Here is an 18,992-nt window from a genome sequence, read left to right as displayed (position 1 = left end):
AAATTAATACATCAATTTTAATTTTAGGTTTTGCTCCGTTTTTATTTCTCCAGAATTAAGTAATGTATTGTTAGAATGTATATTGTTTTTTGCTCCCCAAAGTAGAGACACCAAATTAACTGCGTTATTTTTAAATGTATTCCCTACAAGATTTACATTAATAATGCCTCGGTGATTCAATAAAATTTTATTAGACTCTTTAGCTCCACAATCGGTAAATGTGCTGTTAGTTACTAAAAGGTTACCCCCTATGGTAGATTCGTCATAACCACCTCTATAGTAGTCTATAACATTGGCTTTAACATTGGTAAAGTTACAATTATCTACGGTTAAATATTCGGTGTTATAATCACCTTTGTCATTTGTTTCTTCTGAAAGCTCTAAGCCATTAGCACAGTTTGATATTGACGTATTTTTAAAAGTAATACGTTCTGCAAACGATTCTTTATATGCTTTTAACACATAATTAAAATCACTTATGTCGCATTCTAAAACTGACAATCCGAAATGGTCTGACATGTTTTCTTTTAAGCTTGCAAAAGCATTGTTAGTGTTATTCCCTTTTAGAGCTAAACCTTTTACAATTAATTTTCCGCCAGGGTTTAATTCAAATAAAGGCGTGTTACTTTCACCTAAAAAATTGATGTGGGCTTTTCCATCTCCTTGAGATTGAATGGTAATGGTTTTATTGATTACTAGGGGGGTATTTACTTTATAAATACCTGCTAACAAAGCAATAATATCACCCGACCTAGCTTCATTAATTGTTATTTGTATATCACTTACCTTAGCCACAATATGTGTTTCAGGCTCTTTTGCTTCTATAACATTAGAAAACCAATCTGGACCGTATTTAGACTTATCAAGAATATTAGGATTTACTACATTATCGGTTTTTGAAACTGCTCCAACAACTTTACTATTCGTTCTTGAATTCCCGAAAAGATCTTTTGAAATTGTTTCAAATTCAAAACCTATAAAAGGTTCAGTGTCAACAGATATTTCAGAAGGCACAAAAATATCATCGCTCACTTTTGTTAGTTGAAAATCGCTTACTAACAGGTTTTTATCGTTTACAAAATCGACCCCTTGATTATTAATGATGTTATTTTTAAATAAAACTCCATCTGCTTTATCGTGTTCTATTATTATGTTATTAGCACCTTTTTCATTATAGATAAGATTGTTTGCTACTGTAGACCTTACTGGTCTTGCAGATCGGATTTCTGACGCCGGAAGCACATCTTTTTGATCTATATTCACTCCCACACCAAACTGCCAAGGTGATGTACAGTTTATATAAGTATTATACGCCACCACTATATCGGTAACCTGAAGATATCTATTTAGAGGAGATTTTGGTATACCATTCATTACGGCTAACGGACTCCTAAAACTTTTACCTTTTAAGTTATAAAAGTAATTATTTGTAACCCAATGCCCAGTATTTATTAATCGTATACCTCCTATGTTTTCATTATTAGCATCACCAATAAAATAATTACCATCTATTTTACAATATGAACCATGTCTTGTTACCAAAGAACCTTCACATTTGTAAAATACGTTACTTTTAAATTCATTAAAATTAGATTTACTGGAAATCACCTCAACTTCGCCATTACATGCTTCAAATAAATTATTAGCAACTAATGTGTAACTAGGAGACATCGATGTGCCACTATCTCCTAATTGAATGGTTTCTGCACTTGGTCCTCCTTTTGGGGCTCGAGGCCCAAAGTGATTATTGATTATTTTGTGATAATTATATACACTTTCATTCCCTTTAAGATCAATTCTTACTGTTGGGCCTCTATTGGTTTTTCCTGCTAAATAACAGTTGTCTAATTGGTTATGTCTTCCCCAGAATTGCACCCAAAGATCTCCTCTGTCTCGTTTTGGTTGATTAAACCCTTCTATAACACAATTGGTTACTCTGCAGTTACTAGCAATATTTTTACTATCTACCCTAAATTCTATAACGGCATTTGTTGGTGTATATCCATTTTTAAAATATAAACCATCTACAACTAAATGTTCTCCTCCAAATTTTAAATTTGATATGCCTTCTATAAAAACTTGTCCTTTTGTTTCTGCTTTTAAAATAATAGGAGATTCTTTTGTTCCTGTTCCAGAAAACTGAATTTGTATATCTTTCCAAACACCATTAGCCAGTATAATTTCATCTCCTGGTATAGCGTTGGCTATAGCTTCATTAAGTTCTTCTTGAGTATTTACTTTAAGACTATTAACTGTTGGTGTGTTTTGACATGCACTGCATAAAAGTAAAAGGCTTAAAAATAATAAGGCACTATGTTTAGAGTTGAATTTAATTAAAAGATTAAAGATGTAATTCATTATGACTATTGGTTTTTATTTTTTGTTTTTTAATATATGTTTTTCAAAATAAAGAATTTAGATTCCCGTTTTCATTTCCACTAAGCATTTCGCCATAGTTCTTGTAAAGCACTTAGGTCTCTTCTCATGGCATCAAACACCACTTTTTTATCTACTGATATGTTACTAAGCCCTTTTTCTGCACCTCCTAAATTATATTCTAAATGAAGGGATACTGGCGGTCTTAATCCGTATAATTTTAACAACTTAAAATAGGCATCAAAATTCACCATACCTTCTCCTATTGGTACATTAATGGCTTTCCATTTCCCATTTATTTTACCCCATTTAAAATCTTTTAATACGATGCCTTTTATATAGGGTCGTAAAAGTTTTAATCCATTTACCCATGAGTGTCCTCCTTCTGCAACAGCGTGACGAATATCATATTGGGTTCCAAAATAATTAAAATCTGCTGTTTCAAGTAAGGCCTTAACCTCCCAAAAAGAGGCTCCAATATTTGTTCCTGCATGATTTTGGTAATAGCCTATAATGTTATTTTCTTTGTTAAGATAACTTAAATTTTTAATCTCTTGTTTATATACATTAATTGATTCGGACATTGTTTTCCCTTCCAAATATTTAAACCAATGTGTCCGGTAGTATTTAATCCCATGTTTTGCTGCTGTTTTAATAATATCGACATCTAACGGATTATTTACACTTTCTATACTTGTGGTAATCATTTTACAGTTAGAGCCTCCTTCCTTGATCTCTCTTACTGCTTTAGGCAAATCTGTTTTTACTAATTCTGGTAATACATGCCCTTTAGGTCTAACCGTTAAGTCGACTCCAGAAAAACCCATTTCCGCAGCCATTTCTCCTGTAGTTTTATAGTCTAAAAACTGTAAATGTTTAGAAAAAATACTTATATCTAAGTCCTCTTCAATACGCCTCCTTTTAAATGCTTGATAAGGAAATGCCGAAAATGGCAACAGGCTTGCTGCACATGCCGTTTTTATAATAAAGTCTCTTCTTGTAATCATCTGTTATTAAAATTTACACTTATATAAACTGTTCAACTGGTTAATTAACTGTAATATTTTAAAAAAGCCTTTTAATAATTAAAAGGCTTTTCGATTTGATAAAAACTAACTACAATCATTCTATGATTATTTTTTTGGTAATGCTTTTTGCTTCAGCATTTATCTTTAAAAGATACATTCCTCTAGATAAGCTCTCAACGTTTACTTTATTATCATTTAATTGAGAAACTGACTTCACTTTACTACCTAAAAGGTTATAAATATCTACAGAAGACACTTTTATATTTTTTGATTCTATATTAACAAATTTATTTGCAGGATTTGGAGAGATTTTAAAATTTGAAGCTGAAATATCAGTTGTTGATAATGTTGTATTCTGCGAAGGGTTAGCTGAACCTATATGATTTAATTCTGAGCCTTCAAAAGAAGTTGGATATGCTCTGTTCGAAGTTGTACTAATAGTCCAGTTCGGTAAATTACCCGATGGCAAGTCCCCTCCAACCCAATCTGAAGTTGTTTCATCATTTGTTAAAGCAGAACCTGTTGAATTTCCAATTCTAGCAACATAATCGAATTGTGCACCAGTAGTAACTATTATATTTGCACCTGCAGGTGCAAATAATGTTGGGTTAGCTTGTGAAGTATCGTCTTCTAAAAAACCTATATTTGAATATGCATACGCTTCTCCAGAACCATCATTATCTTTAAGTAATGAGATGCTATCAAAAATTGTCCAATCAGTATATGGTGTTCCATCTGGAGTACCATCACCAATATCTCCAGCTCCGCCAACAGTATCAATATCATCACTTGTACTTGGTGGTGTAGTTGTCTGAACTAAAAAAAAAGTATGAGACTGACTTTCTAATTCTCCATCAGTCAAATCTAAAGCAATATTTGCTCCAGAATCAACCGTATATGGGTGACCCGTAGTAAGCAAAACTAAATAACCATTAGATCCAATAGTTTGAGATGTTAAGTCTATAACTTCATTAACATCTCCAGGATCATTACCATCTCCTTCAACTACTACTATATACATATTTGTTAATGCTGTATTAGCAGTCCCACGTATTTCAATATATTCATTTGGGTTATCATCCCCTGGAGGGTCAACCATAATTTCGTTAAGATAAAATTGAGCATTACCCATAAAGCTAGCAAGTAATAAAATAAAAAGTAATTTTGTTTTCATAATTTAAAGTTTTAATTGTTATACACTTCCCCTCAATTATTAATGTTAAAATTTATTTTCTGGTTCTCCAATCTGGTTAACCAAATTGGTTTTCCAAATATATAGATATTTTCGTACTATCCAAATAATTTTAACATAAAAAACAGTTAATGAGAAAATTAAATGAAGATTGACCTTATTTTAGGATGGTTTTTTAACATAAAACTTAACTTTTTAAAAGTTTTTAGGTTAAACTGGTTTATATCAATACTGAAGATGTTATTACTGTTTTTGAATGCGTTAGCAATTAATTTGCTAAATGAGTATAAATAATAAAAAGATTAATTATAGCGAATTCGTTTACCCCAAAGCACTACTTAACTTAAACATTGGTATACAATAACATAAACCAATAATTAAATAGCTGGATTTAAAATAATAATGTATGATAGTTGTACACTAATAAGATTTATACGCTGTTCTTTCTTGCAATAAGGTTTCTATTTCCTCGCCAATTCTTACGGAATAATACTCATAACCTGTAAACTGGGTTTTAGGACGAGACACAAACAATTTTCATATCAATCCTCGACAACACCTTTCAAGCGTTTTCCAAAATCGAACAAGGCTTTAATTTCTTTAATGCTTGCCAGACGTTCTTTTCCGAAGATTAACAAAGACTCACCATTTGACTCAATATGGTAATACGGATTGCTTTCAAAGAAATGAACTAAATCATCATCGAAAAAAGCAGTTATGGCCTCTTCATTATCTCCAAGTAAATAAAAACGATTGGAAAAATCGGAATGATTTTGAATGGGAATATCTTTAAAACCGGCAAAGGTATATACCTTTTCTAAAAAGCCTTCCCTATCTAAAGTAAACTCAGGTATAGTCCGATTTAATTGTATATGAAGCATGGTAGACCTCACCACTTCTTTAGCTATAAATTCTCCTTCGGAAAACTCGAGATCAAATAGGTTTAGATCATTGTTATTATCTGATAATTGATTGTAAATATGATTGATGTTTTTAGTATTAAAAAATAAGAAATGATTTAAAAAACCAACCTCTTTTTGTTTTTCAGAGGTATAGTTTAAATCATAATCTTCTGCCAGAGCTTCCATACTCGTTTGGCGTCTGGTAAGGTTGTTTTTAATAATATTGGGCACTGGGAGTAAACGACGCAAAGCAAAAGGATGCTCAGAGTCTGTATCGTGCATATCTAAACCAATAACATCAAAATGACCGCCACGTTTTTTAAACAACTCTTGGTAATTATGCATGTTTTCCATAACCGTATGGTCTACAAAACTACATAGCGAAAAATCGACTATAACGTCTTTGTCTTCTGTTACAGCATCTAATTTTTCTTTTAACTTGTAATAGTTTAAAAAGCTGCAAAAGTGTTTTACACTAATGTAAAAATTGTTATTGCCTTGTTCCTGGTACATTAAAACGTTTGGCTTCATTACATTTCTAACAAACAACGATAATGTTTTGTTAATGACCACATGAATAATTAACGTGGTAATAACACCCGCTAATATACCTGTTATAAGTCCAACTTTTAAAGTCACCAATAAGGTGACAAAAAATATGATAAGCTGCTCTTTACCTATAGAAAATATCTTTTTTATTACGTTTGGCGAAGCTAATTTATAGCCTGTATATACTAAAATAGCCATTAAAGCAGGTAATGGTATTCTGGTAAGTTGTGTGCTGAATAATACAATAAAAAGCACTAAAAAAGTAGCATGAAAAAAGTTGGACGATTTGTTACTGGCTCCATTATTTACATTAACAGAACTACGAGCTATAACAGTTACAACATTTAGCCCACCCAAAAACCCGCTGCCAATAGTGGCTAAACCAAGTGCTTTTAAATCTTTGTTTACATTAGACCGCCGCTTTTCGGGATCTAATTTATCTACCGCTTTTATACTTAATAAAGATTCTATACTGGCAATTAATGTAATAGCAAGGACACTTAACCAAAAAGAAAAACTACCAATACTGGTAAAATTTGGTAACTGCATATCTGAAATGATGGTTTGAATACTAGGTATGCCAGATATCATGTATTCTTTAGCTATAGGGTTTGTTTCATGAACCACCAACTCAAAATAATAACTAAACCCTATAGATAGTAGGACAATCCACATAGGGGCAGGTATTAATTGCAAGTATTTATTTCTTATTTTAGAATAAAACATCATAATAGTCAAGCTTATTATGCCTGCCAAAGAAGCAAAAATTAACCCTTTATTTTCGTAGTGTATGGCATCGTTTATGGTAAATGGAATTTCAAATAAGTAATCTAAAGTACCTTCACGTTTTATTTTATGAGCAAGCATAATATGAAACTGTTTGCCTAAAATAATAAGCCCAATAGCAGCTAGCATGCCTTGAATAGCAGAAGAAGGAAAAAAATCTGCTAATTTTCCCATTCTAAAAAAACCAAGCAGGAGAATTAATATACCGGAGCATATAATGGCAGCAAAAGCACTTTCTAAACCTAATGTCGATATGGCAACAAGAAGGACTCCAACCAAACCATTACCCGGGCCTGCAATGGTAACATGACTCCCGCCAAAAATAGAGACTACAATACCGCCAACAACAGCTGCTATAATGCCAGCAATAGGAGGCGCTTCACTAGCCATGGCTAATCCTAAACCAAGTGGTAGTGCTATAAGGCTAACTACAAAACCAGAAAATATATTTTTAGGTAATGCGCTAAGAAAATCTTTTATTTTATTTTTTTTCGGACTCATTGAAGAATTAGGACATCGGTTGGTAGTTCGGTTAAAATATGTTCAATATCATGGGGAAATAAACGGTCCCAAAAGGTCATTTTACTAGGGGCATTCATAACCAATAAATCGGCTCTGGAAATTTGCGCATAATGCCCTATAGAATAGCCTTGTTTGCCAAAAATGGGCTGTAGTTTTGTGACAACATTTTTGGTGTATTTTTCGGGGATGTGTGCTATAATATCTTTAATTCTTGAGTTTTCCCTAAGCCTTATACGTTCTTTTATAATATTGGCTTTACGCAAAGATTTATCATCGTCGACCTTTACAGAAACTTGTTCCTGTTTAATTTCCTCAACAATGGTAACTTTTTCGGCTTCAAGTTGTTTGGCAACATAAAAAGCGGCTTTAATAGTCTGTTCGGTTTTAGGGTCTTCTAATCCATTTACAACAATATGCTCGCATGCAACACGTTCTACCGAAGGCTTAATTAATAATAATACAGAACACTTTGCTTTACGAGTAATTTTTCTGGCAATAGACCCTACGTAATATTTTAAAAAACGTTCCCGTTGTACGGCTCCAAGAATTAAGAGATCAATATTTTTTTCTTCAGTAGTAGACAGAATAACATCTACTGGGTTTCCAGATTTGTATACGACTTCGTAATCCAGATTATCTTTTTCAAAAGGCTTTAAAAAGATTTTTAGCATTTTAACCTTATCATCAGAAACTTCACCAACATGGATTAAAAATAACTTTGATTTAAAAAATAGAGAAAGTCTAACTGCTTCATGTAGGTTTGCTTTTAAATTAGGTGAGAATGCGGCACCAATTCCAATACTTTTAAATGGTTGTAAAGACACTTTTATTATTTAGATTACAAGAGTAGAAAGATAATATTTTTTTAAATAAAGACAGAATAAACCAAACATTAAGTTATGCAGGAGGTAAACTCTTAAAAATCAAATCAAATAAAGAATGCGAAATCATCTGTTTTATTTAAATTAGTATCTTAATAGATTTTAAAAAGATGTTAGAACTAGCAGGAATCATTATTTTAGGTATATTGGCACAGTGGGTTGCCTGGAAATTTAAAATCCCAGCCATATTACCATTAATTCTTATAGGGCTATTGGTTGGCCCCATTGCAGCGGAGTTTTTAAGCGATGATGGTTCCAAATGGATTGAACCTATCTGGAATGGCAAACAAGGTTTGTTTCCGGGAGAAGGCTTGTTTTATTTTGTTTCTCTGGCTATTAGTATCATTCTTTTTGAAGGGGGATTAACATTAAAGCGTTCCGAAATAAAGAATGTAGGCCCGGTTATTACCAAATTGATAACATTGGGTTCTACCATTACTTTTTTTGGAGCCGGTATTGCTGCTTACTTTATTTTTGGTTTTAGTTTCGAAATATCTTTTCTCTTTTCCGGGCTAATTATTGTTACCGGGCCTACCGTAATAACACCGATCCTTAGGAATATACCGCTTAAAAAAGATGTATCTACTGTTTTAAAATGGGAAGGTATTTTAATAGACCCCATAGGCGCTTTGGTAGCGGTACTGGTCTTTGAGTTTATAAGTGTTGAAGGTGATAGCGGTTTTACAAAAACCGCCCTAGTCGAGTTTGGTAAAATCATTCTTTTTGGAACAACATTCGGGTTTACGTTTGCTCATGCTTTGGCTTTTGCAATAAACAAAAAGTTAATTCCCGACTATTTATTAAATGTCGTGTCCCTTTCGGTTGTTTTATTGGTTTTTGTAGAATCTGAAATTTTTGCACATGAATCAGGTCTTCTTGCTGTAGTGGTTATGGGGATGGTACTAGGAAATGGAAAATTAGAGAGCATTAAAGAGTTGCTGCATTTTAAAGAATCGTTAAGTGTTTTATTGATTTCAATTCTGTTTATCTTGTTGGCAGCAAATATTAATATTGAAGATTTAATGTTGATATACAATTGGAAAACAGTATGGTTATTTTTAGTGGTAGTCTTTGTAATTAGGCCACTAGGCGTATTATTATGCACCTCAGGATCTAAATTAAAAATCAATGAAAAAATATTTATTAGTTGGGTAGGGCCCCGAGGTATAGTTGCTGCGGGAATTGCTTCGCTTTTTGGAAGTAAATTAATAAAACAAGGTGTTGAAGGTGCCGAGTATATTACCCCTTTAGTATTTATGATTGTTCTTGGAACGGTTTTGCTTAATGCGACTACTGCAAGGGTGTTTGCTAAGGTTGTTGGTGTTTTTCTAAAAAGATCGGAAGGTATTTTAATATTAGGAGCCTCACAGGTGTCTAGATTAATAGGGCAATATTTAGTGGACAATCAACGGAATGTTGTTTTAATTGACAGCAACCAAACGAATATTCAAATAGCCCAAGAATCAGGGCTTGAAGCTATAAATACAGATATATATTCTGAAAGTTTAGGCGATAATATAGAGCTTAACGATGTGGGGTTTTTAATGGCTTTAACCGGTAATGCAGATATTAATAAGTATGCCATTGATAAGTTTGGAAAACAATTTGGTGAGAACGGATCGTTTAGACTGATAACGGTTGATGAAATGAATGACCCTAACAATAACCCAAAGGAAGGCTTATTTTCTCATACAGACGATTTTAACTTGCTAACTGAGGTAGCTCGTAAAAATCCAGAAATTCATGAAATTGAAATTCAAGACAGGGCAGATTACGAAGATTTAATAGAATTAATAAACAAGGATAACGATATCATTCCCTTATTTGTTAAAGATAAAAAAGGTGTTTTAGAAATTATATCTTCATATAATAAAGCTATCGATAAAGTTGAAAAAGGCTATAAGCTCGTGTACTTAGGAAAACTTTTAAAGTAACTTATTAAATAAAACAGTTTGTTTTTGCGAAAAGCTAAGAGAGGTTGTTGACGTCATGATTAAAAATAGTATTAAATTTTTCATGGTTCTTTAAAGGTATTTGATTGAACTGATATAAACCCAAACAATAAATAAGATTTGAAGCGGTACTCTAAACCATAAATAGGTTAAACCGTTTCCATTATAAGTTGCTTTTTGGTAATTTATATTTTCGAGCGAAGCCCTAATATTTGCGGGAAAAACAAGAATGAAAAAGATAATTAATAACCAAGCTGTTACTAGTCGTAGTTTGGGAATATGAAGACCTATTGCGGCTGCAATTTCGATAACTCCAGTAAAATAAACGATTTGTTTTTTAAAAGGAACAATACTAGGTACCATTAGGGCCATGCCTTCGGAAAATATAAAATGACCTAAAGCCGTAAATAATAGCATTATGGACATTCCTATCCTCGCTGAAAAAATTAAATCTGGTTTCCCGGTGATAATTTTTAATGCGAATAGCAGTATTAAGGAGGCAGAAATAAGTACAATTAAAGGTTTCATCTTTTTTGTACAAATGTCCCAATACATTATTGATGAAACAATGAACCTGAGTTAAGAAATTCGTTTTCTAATTCTGCTAAGAGCTTGAGGTGTGATGCCAATATAAGATGCAAGATATTTTAAAGGTATTTCTTTTATGAGCTGAGGTTGTTCTGTAAATAAGCTTAAATACCTTTCTTGTGGGGTTTGGTTAAGTAATGATTGTTCTCGTTTTACTTTAGCAAGAAACAGGTTTTCTGCAGCAATTCTGCCAATGGCATGACCCACTTCAGTTTGTTTATAAATATCTTGTAAATCATCAAAAGTTAGTCTCCAAATGGTAGTTTCGGTAAGCGTTTCTATATGATAGGTACTTGACGTTTGGGTTAAAAAAGAATCGTAAGCACTCATAAACCGGCCACTAAAACAAAATCCAAAAGTTAAGTCATAATCTTCTTTAGGAATATATAGCCTTACCGAGCCTTTTTCAATAAAGTAAAGGTATTTTTCAATGTTCCCTGACTCTAAAAGTATTGTTCGTTTTTTGAATTCTTTTTTTTCGAGCTTTGAAGAAAATAGCTCCCAATCCACATCATTCATTTTGACTAATGTATCAAAATAAGCTCTAACATTATTCATATTATATTTATTAAACTTGAATTTTAAGAATTTGTTTAATAGTTGTTTATGTTTTAGTGTGCCGTTCTATAAAATATTATTGTCTTGAGATCGTTAAGACTCTTTTTTCATTCTTAATTTATGCGGGCTTGTTTTTGGTATTCGCTCGATAATTCCTCTTGCTTCCAAATCTAATTTAACGGTCACAATATACCATACTACTTTACCGTCGAAAGATTTGGTTAATTTTTCTACCGCCAAATCATTCATACTTTCATATGAAATTTCCCCATGCTGTTCAATGGTATCAATTATGAATTCTTTAATGACATCATATCTTCTTTTTAATATATTTACTCCCTTTTTACCTTGAGGGTGTAATGTTAATATTTTATTATTATCAAGCATTTTCTAGCTTTAAAAAGTAAAAGTGTTTAGGCGAAGTTGTTGTTTTTTCTTACAAAGTCATCTTATTAAACACAAAAACCCACTTAAAAGCGGGTTTTATTTATAATTTAAGATAGATTTATTAACCTATTATATGAAGCTCGGTAAATTCCTTATTAAGAACTAATGTATTATCACCATTAAGTTTTATATCCTTGAAAAGAATCTCTTCGTTATCCACCTGAACTTTAGAAATTTTAAAAGGCAAGCCATGCAAGCTTAATTTAAACGTTTTATATGTTGTTATAAACTTACCTGATTTATGTTGCTGAATAATCAATTCGTTTTTCTTGCCAAGCAATTTAAAATCTCTTAGACTATAACGTCCTTTAATGTAATCATAGCCATCGGTAGCATCTTCATAAACCATGGAGTTTTCTTTACCTAGTTTGTAATATACATCGAGTAATAACTCATCAATAACCTTTTCACCTACATATTGTTGAACGGGGTATTTAGGAACAATAGCGCCTTCTTTTACAAATATGGGCATGCTATCCAGATCGGCGTCTACCCATAATTCCTGGCCGCCACTAACAATTTCATCTGTCCAGAAGTTATACCACTTCCCTCTAGGTATATACATGCGTCTTCCTTTCTGGTTAGGACCGGTTACAGGACACGCTAATATTTTTTCTCCAAATATAAACTCATCGTTTCTATAATGTGTTTGAGAATCTTCTTGATCGTATAACACTAGTGATTTCAAAATAGGAATACCTTCTTCGGCATATCTCCAGAATGCCGTATATAAGTAAGGCAGTAATTGATATCTTAATTCAATAAATTTCCTTACTACATTAGTTATTGTATCTCCAAAAGCCCAGGGTTCTTGGTCGCCATGATCTCCGGAAGAGTGTGTTCTGCAAAACGGGTGGAAAATACCTAGTTGAATCCAGCGTGCGTATAACTCACCATTAGGTTGTTCTGCAAATCCGCCAATATCAGATCCTACAAAGGAGAATCCAGACATACACATACGTTGTGCTTGCAGATTGGCGATATTTAAATGATCCCATGTGGCTATATTATCACCTGTCCAACTAGAAGTATAACGTTGTGTACCAGAATAAGCAGCTCTTGTAATTACAAAAGGCCTTTTTGGGTAAGCGAATTTTTTTAAGCCTTGATAAGTAGCTCTAGCCATTTGCATCCCATAAATATTATGTGCTTTTTTATGGCTGCAAGGGTTGCCGTCGTAATCATGACGCACATCTGGAGGAAATGTTTTTCCGGGAACGTCCATGACTGCGGGTTCGTTCATATCGTTCCAAACACCTTTAACCCCTATGTCTTCAATGAGCTCCTTGAATAACCCGGCCCACCATTCTCTTACCTCTGGTCTTGTAAAATCCGGGAAATAACATTCTCCCGGCCATACTTTTCCTTTCATATAAGGACCGTCTGCTCGTTTACAGAAATAATCTTTTTCGAGACCTTCTTGGAACACAGAATAATCCATATCGATTTTAATACCCGGATCTATAATAACAATGGTTTTAAACCCGTCATCTGCCAATTCCTTAACCATTCTTTTTGGATCTGGAAAATGCTCTTTACTCCATGTAAAACAGCGGAAGCCTTCCATATAATCAATATCCAAGTAAATGGCATCACATGGAATTTTTAATTCTCTAAACTTAGCTGTAATTTCTTTTACGTTAGATTCTGGATAGTAACTCCATTTACATTGATGATAGCCTAATGTCCAAAGCGCTGGCATTTCATGCGGCTTACCAGTTAAGTCGGTATAATTCACAACGACATCAGACATGTTAGGACCATAAATGAAATAGTAATTCATTTCACCTCCCTGAGCCCAAAAACTGGTTATGTTACGACGTTCATGACTAAAATCAAAAAACGAACGAAACGTATTATCAAAAAATATTCCATATGATTTTTTATTATTCAAACCAGTATAAAATGGAATTGTTTTATAAATGGGATCGGTATCTCTACCATAGGCATAAGAATCTGTTACCCAGTTTTCGAAACGTTTTCCTTTAAGGTTATTATCTACAGGTTTATCTCCTAAACCATAATAACTTTCTCCAGGTTGTGAGATTTTTGACATTTTAACAATATCGCCACCATGTTCGTAACTTTCTTCCCAATGGAATCCAAGTTCGTCTTCACAAATCAATGTATTATCAGTAGCATCAAAAATAGAAGTACGCAAGTCTAATTTTGAAATATGGCAAATAAGTTTTGCTGTGGTTATAATGTAATTATCTTGACTCTCTGTGACTTCAAGATGATTATATCCTCTACTCGCATATTTAGTTATGGCATAAGAGAAGTCATTTTCGAAAATACCTGTTGTAGTAAATCTGAACCGTAGAATACTATCACGACGTACGGTAACCTCTAATATAACACCGTTCTCTGTGGTAAAAGAGAGCACGTTTAGGTTTTTTTCGTATGAAACTATTTTAGAAGGAAACAAATTTCCTTTATATTCTAATTCGGTATTTAAAATCATATGGGGTTGCGCAATTTATTAATCGCCTAAATTACTAAATTTAACAGGTATTAGTGGTCAGTTTTTATTAAAAAAACATTATGATTATTTGATAAACCACAAATAATCAGCGAGATAATTACATAAATCTCAAATAGAAAATTATTTAAGTTGAAAATATAACTATACCTAAAGGAGGGAGTGTTATTTCTACCGAAAAGTCTTTACCATTCCAAGGGTCATTCTTTGTTGAAATTGGTTTTGTATTTCCGATGCCGCTTCCCCCGAATTCTTTAGCATCACTATTAAAAATTTCTTTAATTTTTGTTTTTACAGGAACTCCTATTTTATAATTTTCTCTAACAGTTGGAGTAAAATTGCATACTGCAATAACATCATTTTTAGAGTCATAACTTTTTCTTATATAAGACATGACAGAGTTTTCATGGTCATCAAAACTAATCCATTCAAACCCTTCACCGCTAAACCCTTTTTCGTATAAGGCAGGTGTTGTTTTATAAAGTTTGTTTAACTCTTTATAATAGTTTTGAAGGTTTTTATGTGGTTCAAACTCTAATAAATTCCAATCCAGACTTTCTTGGAAATTCCATTCATTATATTGTCCAAATTCACCACCCATAAACAATAATTTGGTTCCCGGATGTGTAAACATATATCCGTACAACAGGCGAAGGTTTGCAAAACGCTGCCATTCGTCACCGGGCATTCTACCTAAAATAGAATTTTTTCCATAAACCACTTCGTCGTGCGATAGTGGCAACATAAAATTTTCGGTAAAGGCATATGCTAAACTAAACGTTATATCGTTTTGATGGTGTTTTCTGTAAATAGAGTCTTTAGCGAAATACTCTAAAGTATCATGCATCCATCCCATCATCCATTTCATTCCAAAGCCCAATCCACCTGAAAAAACAGGTTTAGAAACCATAGGAAATGCTGTAGATTCTTCTGCAATGGTTTGAACATCTGGAAACGATCTGTAAACTTCTTTGTTTAGCTCTTTTAAAAAATTTATAGCAGCTAGGTTTTCTCTACCACCATAAATATTCGGTTCCCACTCACCATCTTCACGAGAGTAATCTAAAAATAACATAGATGCGACAGCATCTACACGTAATCCGTCTGCGTGATATTGTTCCATCCAAAATATGGCATTACTTATTAGAAAGGATATAACCTCATTACGTTCGTAATTGAAAATTAAACTTTTCCAATCTTGGTGATAGCCCTTTCTTTTGTCCGGATGTTCATATAAATGTGAGCCATCAAAAAACCCAAGACCATGTGCGTCTTCGGGGAAATGAGATGGTACCCAATCTAAAATAATACCAATATCGTTTTGGTGAAACATATCAACCAAATACTTAAATTCTTCAGGATATCCAAAACGGGAAGTGGGTGCAAAATACCCTGTTAACTGGTACCCCCAAGAAGGATCATAAGGGTATTCCATAATAGGCATGAGTTCTACATGTGTAAAATTCATGTCCTTTACATAGTTTACTAAATGATCGGCCAATTCAAAATATGATAAAAACCGACCTTCTTCTAAATGTTTTTTCCAAGACCCTAAATGTACTTCATAAACAGAAAAAGGTGCATCTATGGCGTTATGCTGTTTACGCTTCTCCATCCAATTGTTATCTTTCCATACATAGGAATCGTCCCAGATTATCGATGCTGTTTTTGGCGGATGCTCGCAACGTCTTGCATAAGGATCTGCTTTTTCTGTTGTTATATTGTCATTATGACTTTCAATTTTGTACTTATAAATAGTGCCTTTTCCTATTAGAGGAATAAAACCTTCCCAAATACCACTTGAATCCCAGCGTACATTTAATTGATGTTCGCCTCCTTTCCAATAGTTAAAATCGCCAATTACAGATACGGATTTAGCACTGGGCGCCCATACAGCAAAATAGGTGCCTTCAATACCTTTATTTGTTGTTATATGTGATCCAAACTTTTCATATAGACGATAATGTTTTCCTTTTTTGAAAAGATCGATATCATAATCTGTAAATAAACTATAAGGTTTTACGTGCGCCATATATTATATAACAAAACCATTAGGAATAATGGCTCCTTTTTTAATTACTACTATACCATCTTTAATGGCGTATGAGTCTGTTTCAACCGGTTCTAAATGTGTACCTCCATTAATTCTTACATCATTACCTATACAACAATTTTTGTCCAAAATGGCATTTTTTATAAAACAGCGAGCTCCAATTCCTATAGAATTTATATTGGGATTCGTAACATCACCTAAAGTTTGATAATGGTCGCTCCCCATCATATAGGTGTTTATTACTGTTGATTCGTCTCCTATTCTGGAACGAATGCCTATTACCGATTTTTCAATTTTGGCCGCACTAATTATACAACCTTCTGCTATAACTGTTTTGTTTAGTGTTGTGCCAGATACTTTTGTTGTAGGAAGCATTCTGGCTCTAGTATATATCCGTTTAGACTTATCGTATAAATCGAAATCCGGAATGTCTGCTGTTAGACCGATATTAGCCTCGAAGAATGAGTCTATATTTCCTATATCTGTCCAATACCCTTCATATTGGTAACTTAATGTTTTGTGCTTATCTATGCTTTGAGGAATAATTTCTTTACCAAAGTCTATGGTGCTTGGGTCGTTCATTAAGTCTATTAACAAATCCCTGTTAAAAATATAAATACCCATAGAAGCCAGATAATTTCGGCCTTGTCCTTTCATTTCATCACTTACTTCAGAAACCCAATCTGGTAATAAACCGGCATCTGGTTTTTCAATAAATGAAGTGATTACATTTTTATCATTGGCTTTTAATATCCCAAAAGAAGTCGCATCTTTTGCATTAACAGGTATGGTAGCAATAGATATTTTGGCTTTGCTTTTTATATGTTGATCGATCATTAATTCATAATCCATTTGGTATAATTGGTCGCCAGAAAGGATTAATGCATAGTCGAAGTCATGTCTTATAAAGTGATGCATACTTTGGCGAACGGCATCTGCAGTTCCTTGAAACCACCCTTTGTTTCCGGGGGTTTGTTCTGCTGCTAATACATCAACAAAAGCAGAGCTGAAAAAACTAAAATGATACGTGTTTTTAATATGGCGGTTTAAAGAAGCCGAATTAAATTGTGTTAAGACAAACATGCGTTTTATGTTTGAATTAATACAATTCGAAATAGGAATATCTACTAATCTATATTTTCCAGCAATGGGAACTGCTGGTTTAGATCTTGTTTCTGTCAATGGATGTAATCTGGAACCTTGGCCTCCTCCTAGTATAATGGATAAAACTTTATCATTAATCATCTTTATTAGTTTATGGATTTATATAATTTTATGTATGCTTTCGCAGATGTATCCCAGGAATGATTTATCTCCATGATCTGCTTGGTTAATTTTTTATAGGTGCTATTGTTTTCATAAAGGGAAACACCTCTTTCGATAGCATTTGTTATGTTAGACACAGTAACATCTGCATGGCAAATACCAAATCCGTTCTTTTCCGAGATATCTATAACGGTGTCTTTAAGACCTCCAATGCTTCTTACAATTGGTATAGTACCATATCGTAATGCATACATTTGGTTGAGTCCGCAAGGCTCTACTCTGGATGGCATGAGTAAGAAATCGGCACCAGCATAAATAATATGGGACAAGGCTTCATCATAACCTATAAAGGCATTATAAGTGCCTTTGTATTCCTTTTTGAGGGCTTCTAGTTGAACTTCTACTTCTTCGTGTCCGGAGCCTAATAATAAGATGGAAGCATCTCCTTTATCGAGTACTTTTTTAAATGTTTCGGGAAACAAATCAGATCCTTTTTCTCCAACTAATCTACCAATAAAAGCGAAAAGAGGTTTGTTAAAATCTAAATTAAAGGTATCGCACAAATGCTTTTTATTGGCTTTTTTTCCGGAAATGACTGTTTCTATGTTATAATTAGAAATAAGATAGTTGTCGGTTTCCGGATTCCATACATTCCAATCGATACCGTTTAGAATGCCGGAACATTTGGCACTTTCATGATTTAACAAGTCTTCTAATCCGTTGGCAGATACTTTTAATTCTTCCATATAGGTGGGTGATACGGTGGTAACCCTCCAGGCGCATTTTATGGCTGCTGCTAATGGGTTTACGCTACCATCCCAATCTAAAAGCCCTGCATTTTCAAAATTAAAGGCAGGAATTAAGTGTACTTTATTATGAGAAAACCAGCCTTGGTATTGTGCATTATGTATGGTTAAAACATTAGGTGTTTTTCTAAAGCGTTCATACTTAAAACTTTCTTGTAACATAAAAGGGATAAGTCCTGTATGATGATCGTGACAGTGTATATAATTGGGATATGTATCCCAATTTAACATCCAATCTAAAGCGGCAATTTGGAATGCCAAGAAGCGCTCGGTATCGTCATTAGAATAAACATATTCTTTGAACAAAAGTTCGGGAACATCAACGAAAAATATGTCGAAATCTAAAGGGCTTTTTTTTAAGGTTAATATTTTAAAAGGGTACGATATATCTCCTAAGTTTAATTGCGAGTTATAAACAGTATTAAATGTATGTGCTTTGGTAAATGTGTTATTATAAAAAGGCATAATAACTTGAGATGACATTGTCGCACTGTTTTGATATTTAGGTAATGCTCCAACGACATCTGCTAATCCTCCTACCTTGGCTATCGGGTAGCATTCTGCACTAATGTGTACAATATTCATATATGGTTTTACGTATCTC

General features: G+C 33.3%; 13 protein-coding genes. 1 reads left to right on the top strand and 12 read right to left on the bottom strand.

Annotated elements, in window-relative coordinates:
• Positions 1–3 precede the first annotated feature (3 nt).
• From Q4Q35_RS11045 to Q4Q35_RS11025, 5 genes are all read right to left on the bottom strand, one after another.
• Positions 4–2,358, bottom strand: a complete 2,355-nt coding sequence (locus Q4Q35_RS11045) for a chondroitinase-B domain-containing protein (protein WP_303278031.1) — start codon at positions 2,356–2,358, stop codon at positions 4–6.
• A gap of 80 nt (positions 2,359–2,438) precedes the next feature.
• Positions 2,439–3,383: a sugar phosphate isomerase/epimerase family protein gene (locus Q4Q35_RS11040; RefSeq protein WP_303278030.1), complete on the bottom strand. Its 945-nt coding sequence runs from the start codon at positions 3,381–3,383 to the stop codon at positions 2,439–2,441.
• Positions 3,384–3,498: 115 nt separating this feature from the next.
• The gene (locus tag Q4Q35_RS11035; RefSeq protein ID WP_303278029.1) at positions 3,499–4,578 is read right to left on the bottom strand and encodes a T9SS type A sorting domain-containing protein; all 1,080 of its coding nucleotides are present in this window, start codon (positions 4,576–4,578) and stop codon (positions 3,499–3,501) included.
• 560 nt (positions 4,579–5,138) lie between these two features.
• Positions 5,139–7,334, bottom strand: a complete 2,196-nt coding sequence (locus tag Q4Q35_RS11030) for a SulP family inorganic anion transporter (RefSeq protein WP_303278028.1) — start codon at positions 7,332–7,334, stop codon at positions 5,139–5,141.
• Positions 7,331–8,179, bottom strand: a complete 849-nt coding sequence (locus tag Q4Q35_RS11025; protein ID WP_303278027.1) for a universal stress protein — start codon at positions 8,177–8,179, stop codon at positions 7,331–7,333. The genes Q4Q35_RS11030 and Q4Q35_RS11025 overlap by 4 nt, the downstream gene beginning before the upstream one ends.
• A 167-nt stretch (positions 8,180–8,346) precedes the next feature.
• On the opposite strand from Q4Q35_RS11025, the gene Q4Q35_RS11020 reads away from it, so the two are divergent.
• Positions 8,347–10,170 carry a cation:proton antiporter gene (locus Q4Q35_RS11020; RefSeq protein WP_303278026.1) on the top strand — a complete coding sequence of 608 codons (1,824 nt, stop codon included), beginning with the start codon at positions 8,347–8,349 and terminating at the stop codon, positions 10,168–10,170.
• 90 nt (positions 10,171–10,260) lie between these two features.
• Here the strand turns inward: Q4Q35_RS11020 and Q4Q35_RS11015 are convergent, their stop codons facing one another.
• The 7 genes from Q4Q35_RS11015 to Q4Q35_RS10985 all read right to left on the bottom strand — a co-directional run bounded on the left by Q4Q35_RS11015 (position 10,261) and on the right by Q4Q35_RS10985 (position 18,973).
• Complete coding sequence (locus Q4Q35_RS11015; protein ID WP_303278025.1) at positions 10,261–10,716, bottom strand: DoxX family protein; 456 nt, start codon at positions 10,714–10,716, stop codon at positions 10,261–10,263.
• 51 nt (positions 10,717–10,767) lie between these two features.
• Positions 10,768–11,334, bottom strand: a complete 567-nt coding sequence (locus tag Q4Q35_RS11010) for a Crp/Fnr family transcriptional regulator (RefSeq protein WP_303278024.1) — start codon at positions 11,332–11,334, stop codon at positions 10,768–10,770.
• A 93-nt stretch (positions 11,335–11,427) separates the two neighbouring features.
• Positions 11,428–11,721, bottom strand: a complete 294-nt coding sequence (locus tag Q4Q35_RS11005; RefSeq protein ID WP_303278023.1) for a DUF6958 family protein — start codon at positions 11,719–11,721, stop codon at positions 11,428–11,430.
• A 121-nt stretch (positions 11,722–11,842) separates the two neighbouring features.
• Entirely contained in the window at positions 11,843–14,245 is a 2,403-nt protein-coding gene (locus Q4Q35_RS11000; RefSeq protein WP_303278022.1) for a glycoside hydrolase family 31 protein, read from the bottom strand.
• Positions 14,246–14,390: 145 nt separating this feature from the next.
• Positions 14,391–16,295, bottom strand: a complete 1,905-nt coding sequence (glgB, locus tag Q4Q35_RS10995) for a 1,4-alpha-glucan branching protein GlgB (RefSeq protein ID WP_303278021.1) — start codon at positions 16,293–16,295, stop codon at positions 14,391–14,393.
• 3 nt (positions 16,296–16,298) lie between these two features.
• The gene (locus Q4Q35_RS10990) at positions 16,299–17,561 is read right to left on the bottom strand and encodes a glucose-1-phosphate adenylyltransferase (protein ID WP_303278020.1); all 1,263 of its coding nucleotides are present in this window, start codon (positions 17,559–17,561) and stop codon (positions 16,299–16,301) included.
• A 5-nt stretch (positions 17,562–17,566) separates the two neighbouring features.
• Entirely contained in the window at positions 17,567–18,973 is a 1,407-nt protein-coding gene (locus Q4Q35_RS10985) for a glycogen synthase (protein ID WP_303278088.1), read from the bottom strand.
• Positions 18,974–18,992: the final 19 nt, after the last annotated feature.

Source organism: Flavivirga aquimarina (genome assembly GCF_030540835.1).
Classification (GTDB): Bacteria; Bacteroidota; Bacteroidia; order Flavobacteriales; family Flavobacteriaceae; genus Flavivirga; species Flavivirga aquimarina.
Note: the sequence above shows the minus strand (reverse complement) of the source record. Positions and strands in the feature narration are given on the sequence as shown.